At 38.7% G+C, this 8,494-nt stretch carries 5 protein-coding genes; 2 read left to right on the top strand and 3 right to left on the bottom strand.

Annotated features, from left to right (window positions below; all coding sequences use genetic code 11):
* Window positions 1-167 precede the first annotated feature (167 nt).
* Genes secA through AB7E53_RS01470 form a run of 3 tightly spaced genes read right to left on the bottom strand, consistent with a single transcriptional unit; the run spans window position 168 to window position 6,310 of the window.
* The gene (secA, locus tag AB7E53_RS01480) at window positions 168-3,515 is read right to left on the bottom strand and encodes a preprotein translocase subunit SecA (RefSeq protein WP_079684302.1); all 3,348 of its coding nucleotides are present in this window, start codon (window positions 3,513-3,515) and stop codon (window positions 168-170) included.
* A 24-nt stretch (window positions 3,516-3,539) separates the two neighbouring features.
* Window positions 3,540-5,129, bottom strand: coding sequence for an alkaline phosphatase family protein (locus AB7E53_RS01475; protein WP_079684303.1), 1,590 nt, complete (start codon window positions 5,127-5,129; stop codon window positions 3,540-3,542).
* Window positions 5,129-6,310: a lipoprotein N-acyltransferase Lnb domain-containing protein gene (locus tag AB7E53_RS01470; protein WP_371689852.1), complete on the bottom strand. Its 1,182-nt coding sequence runs from the start codon at window positions 6,308-6,310 to the stop codon at window positions 5,129-5,131. The genes AB7E53_RS01475 and AB7E53_RS01470 overlap by 1 nt, the downstream gene beginning before the upstream one ends.
* Before the next feature lie 153 nt (window positions 6,311-6,463).
* On the opposite strand from AB7E53_RS01470, the gene AB7E53_RS01465 reads away from it, so the two are divergent.
* Together AB7E53_RS01465 and AB7E53_RS01460 are read left to right on the top strand one after the other, a co-directional pair.
* Window positions 6,464-7,243, top strand: coding sequence for a type III pantothenate kinase (locus AB7E53_RS01465; RefSeq protein ID WP_079684305.1), 780 nt, complete (start codon window positions 6,464-6,466; stop codon window positions 7,241-7,243).
* Window positions 7,230-8,474 carry a hypothetical protein gene (locus AB7E53_RS01460; RefSeq protein ID WP_446772105.1) on the top strand — a complete coding sequence of 415 codons (1,245 nt, stop codon included), beginning with the start codon at window positions 7,230-7,232 and terminating at the stop codon, window positions 8,472-8,474. The genes AB7E53_RS01465 and AB7E53_RS01460 overlap by 14 nt, the downstream gene beginning before the upstream one ends.
* The last annotated feature ends 20 nt before the right edge of the window (window positions 8,475-8,494 follow it).

Here is an 8,494-nt window from a genome sequence, read left to right as displayed (position 1 = left end):
CGAGCATAGTCATTCTTCTTTTATGACTCTAAGATACAAAATAAAACGGCATAAATCCAACTTTAGGTCAGATTTATACCGTTCTGTTTTTGTTAAAAAGAGGGAAAGCTACTTTTTCAGTGCCCTCTCATCGGATCACCCTCTTTTATAATGCTAAGCAGGAATTCTTAAAGACCTTTTCCGTGACAGTTTTTATATTTTTTGCCACTCCCGCATGGGCATGCATCATTACGTCCAACTTGTTTTTCAACACGAACAGGTTCGTGCTTGGGTTGTGGACGTTGTTCTGCACGTTCTTCAGGTTGAGTAGTACCTCCGATTTCATCTTTCTGGGTACGGTATTTACTCATATCCTGTCGTTTTTCAGGAGCAGCCTGCTGTACAGCTACCCGTTGGGCAGCAGCATGGGCTGCTTCTGCTTCAGCCTGTGTTTGTCTCGGCTCTTCTCGAACCGGAATCTGACCTCTCATAAGGATAGAGGCTGTCTTTCGGTTCATATTGTCTACCATTGTTTTAAACAGGTTGTAAGATTCCAATTTATAAATAAGCAATGGATCTTTGTTTTCGTAGCTCGCATTCTGAACAGAGTGGCGCAACTCATCCATTTCACGCAAGTGCTCTTTCCAAGCTTCATCAATTGTATGAAGTACGATCGATTTCTGGAATGATTTGACGATGGCCTTACATTCAGTTTCGTAAGCTTCCTTAAGGTTGCAGCTGATGTTATACATCCGTTTCCCATCTGTGATTGGAATCATAATGTTTTCATACATTCCCCCCTGATTTTCGTAAACTTGTTTGATTACCGGATTTGCAACTTCCGATAAGCGCTCCATTTTGCGTTTGAATGTTTTTAATGCGGCCCCAAACAACTTATCAGTAAGAGCGTCTGATTTTCCACTTCTGAATTCATCTTCGGTGAAAGGACACTCCATTGCAAATACCTTGAATAGTTCAAGCTTGAACGATTCAAAATCACCTTCATGCTGATCAACAATAGCTGATGAAGTATCATAAATTGTATTAAGAACGTCTATTCCAATACGTTCACCCAATAAGGCGTGACGACGACGTGAGTATACAACTTCTCTTTGAGAGTTCATTACATCGTCGTATTCCAACAACCGTTTACGGATTCCGAAGTTGTTTTCCTCTACCTTCTTTTGGGCACGTTCTACAGACTTGCTAAGCATATTATGCTCTAAAACTTCACCTTCCTTGAATCCAAGTTTATCCATCAGCCCGGCAATTCGTTCGGATGCAAACAAACGCATCAGATCATCTTCAAGAGATACATAGAATACAGATGATCCCGGATCTCCCTGACGACCTGCACGACCTCTCAACTGACGGTCTACACGACGTGATTCATGTCTCTCTGTACCGATAATAGCCAAACCTCCGGCAGCTTTGACTTCGGCTGACAATTTAATGTCCGTACCACGACCAGCCATGTTCGTTGCAATGGTTACAGTACGTGCCTGACCTGCCTGAGCTACAATATCCGCTTCACGTTGGTGCAACTTAGCATTTAAAACATTGTGAGGAATTTTTCGTAGCGTAAGCATACGGCTTAGTAATTCCGATATTTCTACCGAAGTTGTACCTACAAGTACCGGACGCCCAGCTTCAATCAGACTGCTGATTTCATCAATAACAGCTGAGTATTTTTCTCGTTTGGTCTTGTAAATACGATCGTTCATATCCTTACGGGCGATCGGTCTGTTGGTGGGAATTACAACAACATCCAATTTGTAGATATTCCATAATTCGCCTGCTTCTGTTTCTGCAGTACCAGTCATACCCGAAAGTTTATGATACATACGGAAGTAATTCTGCAGCGTGATAGTTGCAAATGTCTGAGTGGCTGCTTCAACCTTCACTCTTTCTTTAGCTTCAATAGCCTGATGTAATCCATCTGAATAGCGACGACCTTCCATGATACGACCCGTCTGCTCGTCAACAATCATTACTTTGTTGTCCATCACTACATATTCATCATCTTTTTCGAATAATGTATAGGCTTTAAGTAATTGGTTGATTGTATGTACACGCTCACTTTTTACAGCGTAATTAGCGAGAATTTCATCTTTACGGGCCTGCCTTTCTGTTTCGCTTCCCGGCATATTGTCAAGCTGAGATAGTTCGGAAGTTATATCTGGCAGAACGAAGAAATGAGGATCGTCAGAATTACCGGTCATCAGGTCGATACCTTTGTCGGTCAACTCGATGCTATTGTTCTTTTCATCAATTACAAAAAATAGCTCATCCGTAACCAAATGCATGTTACGCATGTTTTCAGCCATATATTGTTCTTCAGTCTTTAACATGGCCGCCTTTACGCCCTGTTCGCTAAGATATTTTATCAGAGCCTTATTTCTTGGATATCCCTTGAAAGATCTATATAACAATAACGTCCCTTCTTCTTTTACTTTAGAATCCTCGCTCAGCATTTTGCTTTTTGCCTCAGTAAGCAGTTTGGTGCAGAGATTTTTCTGAGCATTTACAACCACTTCAACATTGTTTCTGAATTCTTCAAACAACTGATCATCTCCTTTAGGAATTGGACCAGAAATAATAAGAGGAGTTCGGGCATCATCAATCAAAACAGAGTCAACCTCGTCGACAATTGCATAATTATGTTTGCGCTGTACAAGATCCTGCGGACTTATAGCCATATTGTCACGCAGGTAATCAAAACCAAATTCGTTGTTCGTTCCAAATGTTATATCTGCATTGTAAGCTGCACGACGGGCATCCGAATTAGGCTGATGTTTGTCAATACAATCAACAGAAAGGCCATGGAACATATATAATGGTCCCATCCATTCCGAGTCGCGCTTTGACAAGTAGTCATTTACAGTTACAACATGTACGCCTTTTCGTGTAAGGGCATTAAGAAATACGGGAAGGGTTGCAACCAATGTCTTACCTTCACCAGTAGCCATTTCAGCAATTTTACCTTTATGCAAAACCACACCACCAAATAGCTGTACATCATAGTGAATCATCTCCCACTTGATATCATTACCCCCGGCTTTCCAGTGGTTCAGATAGATGGCCTTATCATCTTCAATGCTTACAAAATCGTGTTTAGTAGCTAAGTCACGGTCGAATTGATTGGCAGTTACAATCACCTTTTCATTTTCAGTGAAACGGCGTGCTGTTTCTTTCATGATAGAAAAAACTTCTGGAAGAGATTCTTCCAGAACAACCTCCATTTTTTCAGTAATAGACTTTTCAATAACATCTACTTCTGCCCAAATAGTTTCGCGTTCTTCCAGTTCTTTTTCTTCGATTCCTTTACGAAGCTCTTCGACTCTTGCATTTTCAGTGGCTACATAATCTTGAATACGTTGCTTTATTTCATCCGTTTTGGCACGCAATTCATCATTCGACAGCCTTTGAATCTCAGGATATATAGCCTTGATTTTGTTTACATAAGGGTCGATTTCCTTGAGGTCACGCTGCGACTTGTTGCCAAACAGCTTGGTCATAAACTCATTAAATCCCATGATATTTTTATTTTCTTGTTTTTGTTAATAATTGAGTAATTCTGAAAGCGGTAACTGGTTGCAGGCATTTGGTGGCCTGATCCTCAGTACATGGGTAACTGTAGGAGCTACCTCTGTTGCTTTCACTTCTCTATAGATATGAGCGGGTTTTAGTCCGTTGCCCATAAATATTAAAGGTGTGATTACTGCATTATTGCGGACAACGCTGGTGTTTTTTTTCCCTTTTTCGTCTCCGTTGGCAATAGTCCATCCCGGTTGTAGTTCAATGATAAGATCACCTCTTCCTAGGTGATGTGTGCCATTCCTGAAATTTGCAGTACCTTCATTCCAATCTCCGGATCTTAATTCTCTGTCGGTTGTTACATGCTGCACTCCACTGAATTCTAGTACAAACTCGGCGGCTTGCCGTTGTATCACTCCAAGATCGAGCTTTGCATCTTCAATGGCTTTTCTATTGAAAAAAATCTGACCGTCATGATACCCTTTAACCCAATTTTGTTGGCCATGTATCGCCATAAGATACATATTCAAAAGGGCTACGCAGCGTTTTGGATAAAAATCTCCTCCTCCAAGAGACAGTCCTTCAGAATAGGTTACTTCATTCTCATAATAACCCGTACCTGATAAAACAATCAGGGTATTTACCAGTCCTACTTTCTTGTCAACAGCATCCAAAAGTTGTTCAAGATCCTTATCCAGCTGAATATAAATATCTTGAATCTCTCTTGTATATTCTTTGTTTTTAGTCCCGTTGTAATTACCTGCATAAAAGGTTACAGACAATAAATCCGGACAGCTTCGGCTACCGAATCCTCCAAATTCCAGAAATTGTTTTGTAAGACGGGTAATCTCTTTGTTTATGTATGGTGAGCTTTTGAAATTGAAATAACAATCCTTATACTTAGGGTTATAAGAATACTTGAAGGGCAGATCGTCCATCAGGTATGGAAATGCACTATATTGTTTTAGTGGCAATGATGGCTCCCAAACCATTGATTCAATGCGTGATTCAAGAGATTCGTTCCCATTATTAAAACGATCAACATACCAAGGTACGTTTTTATAATAGGTGGTAGTAGCCCATTTGCCATTATAATTATCAAGCCAAAAAGCCCCGTTTGCTGCATGCCCTGCAGATAGTATAGCACTATTAGCATCCGGTGCGATCGAATATACGTCACTTCGCCCGTTTGAAGCAATTTTCAGCTCATCTCCAATGGTAGAGCTGATAAGGTTTTTGGGGGAGTAATTATCGTGCGTGTAATTGCCCAGAAAAGCCGGGTCATACAGACAAGGCAATTCCTTATCTTTTTCAAAATCGTAAATGCTGTCTCCTGTAATTCCATGAAAACAAGGATTGGTCCCTGTAAAAAGTGTAGCAAATGCTGAGGCCTGATCTACGTTTGAAAATTCAAAACGAATGTTTTTATATACGAGTCCTTCGTTTAGCAATCGTTTGAATCCACGATCTCCAAAAGTATTGTAAAAATATTCTATATAATCACCTCTAAGCTGATCCACCGTGATGCATACCACCAATTTAGGCGTTTGTTGTTGCGCCTCCAGATTGGTAATTGCTAAAACCGCAATCAGAGATGTAAGGAATCGTTTCATTAATAAATCTTTTTTATGATATAAACACTATATCCAGACCTCATCCAAAGCGTTAGTACCAAAGGGATAAAGGCTGTATTAAACTGCTGAGGAATGATGTACCATCCAATAAGCAGGAGTGTTAGCGCTGCAAAGTTAATAAAATGATAATAATAAGCAGCCTTATTCAGCTTTTTTACTGAAAACAATATCACTCCAATCAGATGAAAGGGGTGAAGCCAAATAAGCGACCAATTCGGGTTGGTAGCAGGATGCGTTGATATAAAGCTTAGAAAAAAGAGAATCAAACCTGCTATGCCGGCTATTGAAAACAATACAATGTCGATACCTCGGAAGATTTTTTTCCTTTTGAATGCTATAATGGTTAGTGTTGTAACTGCCAGTAATAAACTTATGGACACAAACAGTGGCGAAAATAAACTTGGGCTACTCTTATCAATGTCTTTATTTTCTTCAATTAAAACAGACGAAGATTGTACTAATTTGCGGCTTTCACCAGAGGGAGTGCTAATGGTAGCCTCATCAAAGGCAGAAACAAGATATAATGGTAAGAACATTTGTTCACGGATGGTGGTAATGCGGTCGGTCGGACTTCCCAAGGCCAGATCGCAACCGAAGGTATACCAGTAATGGTTTCGTGTGCAATCATTGATCAGGTCCCTGAACGTAAGTTTGTTTTTATTCTCTTTATAGTTTATTTTGCCCTCTACTGCTTTTTCTACCAAATCTCTTGGTTTAGTTGAGCAATTATCAAAAAAGAAATTATAGCGATACGTTCTATTTTGTGGCTCGTAGTTGACAATCAATGCTTGCCATAGTTTTTCTTTTTCTACCTGATTCAAGTTTAATGCCTGTTCTACTACTTTACTACCCCTCATCTGATACTCTATGAAGTAGTTTTGAAAGTTGTCAACCCCAAGCTTGTAATCTGTCTCTCCTTTGGCAAACCTATAGATGAAATTCGGAGTATGGAAATCAAAGATTCCGTAATTAAAAACAAGGTCAATGTTTTGAGCCGGGTCTAATATCCGGATTGCTGTATGTCCGTAAAGAGTGAATACCTCTTCGTCCGAAGGATAGCTCGTTAAAATACTTATGCGTGATTCCTCACTTAAAGGAAGCTGAGCTTTAATCGGTAAAATCAAAAGTAGAAAAGAGATAATAAACAGATATTTTTTCATCGATCGATAATTTTCAGATGCAAATGTATGTTTTATTTTTTAAATCATCAATCTCGCAGAAGCATCATATTGACCTTTTTACAAATTAGAATTTATATGAATTTGAAGTAAATACAGACTTATTAGTAAAAAAAAGAGGTTAATCGCAAAAATATGTGTGTTATGTCGTCTATTTTGCTTTTCTTTGTGCAAAATATCAAACAAGTGAATCTGATTATTGAACAAGGAAATTCATCTGCCAAGGTAGCCATATTCGCTAATGGACAACTAAAATCGTCATTTGTTTTCAAACATTTTGATGTTTCGGTTGTTCGTTCTCTTTTTGAAGAGTTTGATCTTGATCAGGGAATATATTCTACGGTTGTAGATGTAGATCCTGAAATTGCAAGCTTTCTTAAAGGTAAGTTGCGTTTTTTTTTGTTGCTTGATGAAAATGTGAAGTTGCCGGTTAAGGTTTCCTATAAGACACCTCAGACATTGGGGAAGGATAGATTGGCTGCTGTTGTGGGAGCCAATTATTTGCAACCGGGGATGGATTTGTTGGTTATTGATGCTGGAACTGCTATTACTTATGAAGTGATTGAGGCTTCAGGTACTTTTGTAGGTGGTAATATCTCTCCGGGGATGTCTACCCGATTTAAAGCGTTGCATGCATTCACTAAGAAATTGCCATTGCTTAACGAACCAGAAGATGTTTTATTTATTGGAAATGATACTGAATCGGCCATACAATCTGGGGTAGTAAATGGTATAATTTTTGAAATGGATGGCTATATAGATTCGTTAAGAATAAAATATCCCTCTCTTTTGGTTTTTTTAACGGGTGGGCATTCTTTTTATTTTGCACGGAAACTAAAAAACGCGAACTTTGCGGACATTAATTTAGTGTTTACAGGATTAAATAGAATCTTAGAATATAATGTTGAAAATTAAAAGTATAATTTTAGTTGCTATCTGTATTCTTTCTCAGATGTCGTTGTTTGCACAAAACAACACAAATTCTCCATATACACGATTTGGATATGGAGAGTTGGCCGATCGTTCGTTCGGGGCTGGGAGAGCTATGGGTGGAATCGGGTATGGGTTGAGATCTTCTAAGCAGATTAATCCTTTAAATCCTGCGTCTTACACGAGTATTGACTCAATGACGTTTATTTTTGATTTTGGAGCTTCTGCCCAATTATCATGGTTTGATGATGGACAGAATAAACAAAATAATTATAATGGAAATATAGAATATCTGGCAATGCAATTCCCCCTTCACAAGAGAGTTGCAATGAGTATTGGAGTTCTTCCATATTCGTATGTGGGATATGATTTCGGAGCATTGAAAAAGGCGGAAGATTCCGACTTGAACTATATAGAAAATTTTGTTGGTACCGGCGGATTAAACGAAGTCTATGCTGGATTGTCTATAGATGTATGGAAGAAGAGACTTTCAGTTGGTGCAAATGTTGGATATTTTTTTGGTAATATAACTCATGAACGTAATTTGTCTTTTTCAAATTCGGAGACATACCCTGTGTATCGAAAACAACGGGTAGATGTAAAGGATATTAAACTTGACTTGGGTTTACAATATACACATCCTGTCGGATTGAAGGAAAGCCTGAACTTCGGATTGGTTTATTCACCATCAAACAAGTTGAATGCAACATCTTACGATATTGAGTCGTTGAATAATGTTGCCAAAGCAGATACAGTTACGGGTCTTGGCTTTGATATTCCCGAGTCTTACGGATTTGGAGTCTCTTATGTCAAGAATAATAAACTGACACTTGGAGCTGATTTCCTTTATCAGACTTGGGATAAAGCTAAATTTTTTGATGAGACAAGTCAGTTTAAGAACAGAATGCGTCTGGCATTAGGTGGAGAGTTTATTCCTGGTTTTGCAGAGAAGAGTTTCTTAAAAAGAGTATCCTATCGAGGTGGTATTCATTATAGTAATTCTTACTTAAATATAAATGGTAACAGCTATAAAGAGTATGGAGCAAGTGTTGGTTTCGGTCTGCCTTTGGTTGATGGACGGTCTATCATTAATCTGTCTTTCGAATATGTAAAGATAAAACCGGAAATAAGCACAATGATTGATGAACAGTATTTAAGGTTTACTGTTAATTATACATTTAACGAACGTTGGTTCTTCAAATGGAAATTGGATTAAGAAATTTTGCTAACATTAAT

Origin of the sequence: Macellibacteroides sp., from assembly GCF_050251695.1 — a bacterium.
GTDB lineage: Bacteria > Bacteroidota > Bacteroidia > Bacteroidales > Tannerellaceae > Macellibacteroides > Macellibacteroides fermentans.
The sequence above is the reverse complement of the archived record's forward strand: the minus strand, read 5'-3'. Positions and strand labels throughout refer to the sequence as shown.

Bases quoted from the DNA above. Each gene is read 5' to 3' on its own strand.
- secA (WP_079684302.1), bottom strand. From the start codon at position 3,515: ATGGGATTTAATGAGTTTATGACCAAGCTGTTTGGCAACAAGTCGCAG.
- AB7E53_RS01475 (WP_079684303.1), bottom strand. From the start codon at position 5,129: ATGAAACGATTCCTTACATCTCTGATTGCGGTTTTAGCAATTACCAAT.
- AB7E53_RS01470 (WP_371689852.1), bottom strand. From the start codon at position 6,310: ATGAAAAAATATCTGTTTATTATCTCTTTTCTACTTTTGATTTTACCG.
- AB7E53_RS01465 (WP_079684305.1), top strand. From the start codon at position 6,464: ATGTGTGTTATGTCGTCTATTTTGCTTTTCTTTGTGCAAAATATCAAA.
- AB7E53_RS01460 (WP_446772105.1), top strand. From the start codon at position 7,230: ATGTTGAAAATTAAAAGTATAATTTTAGTTGCTATCTGTATTCTTTCT.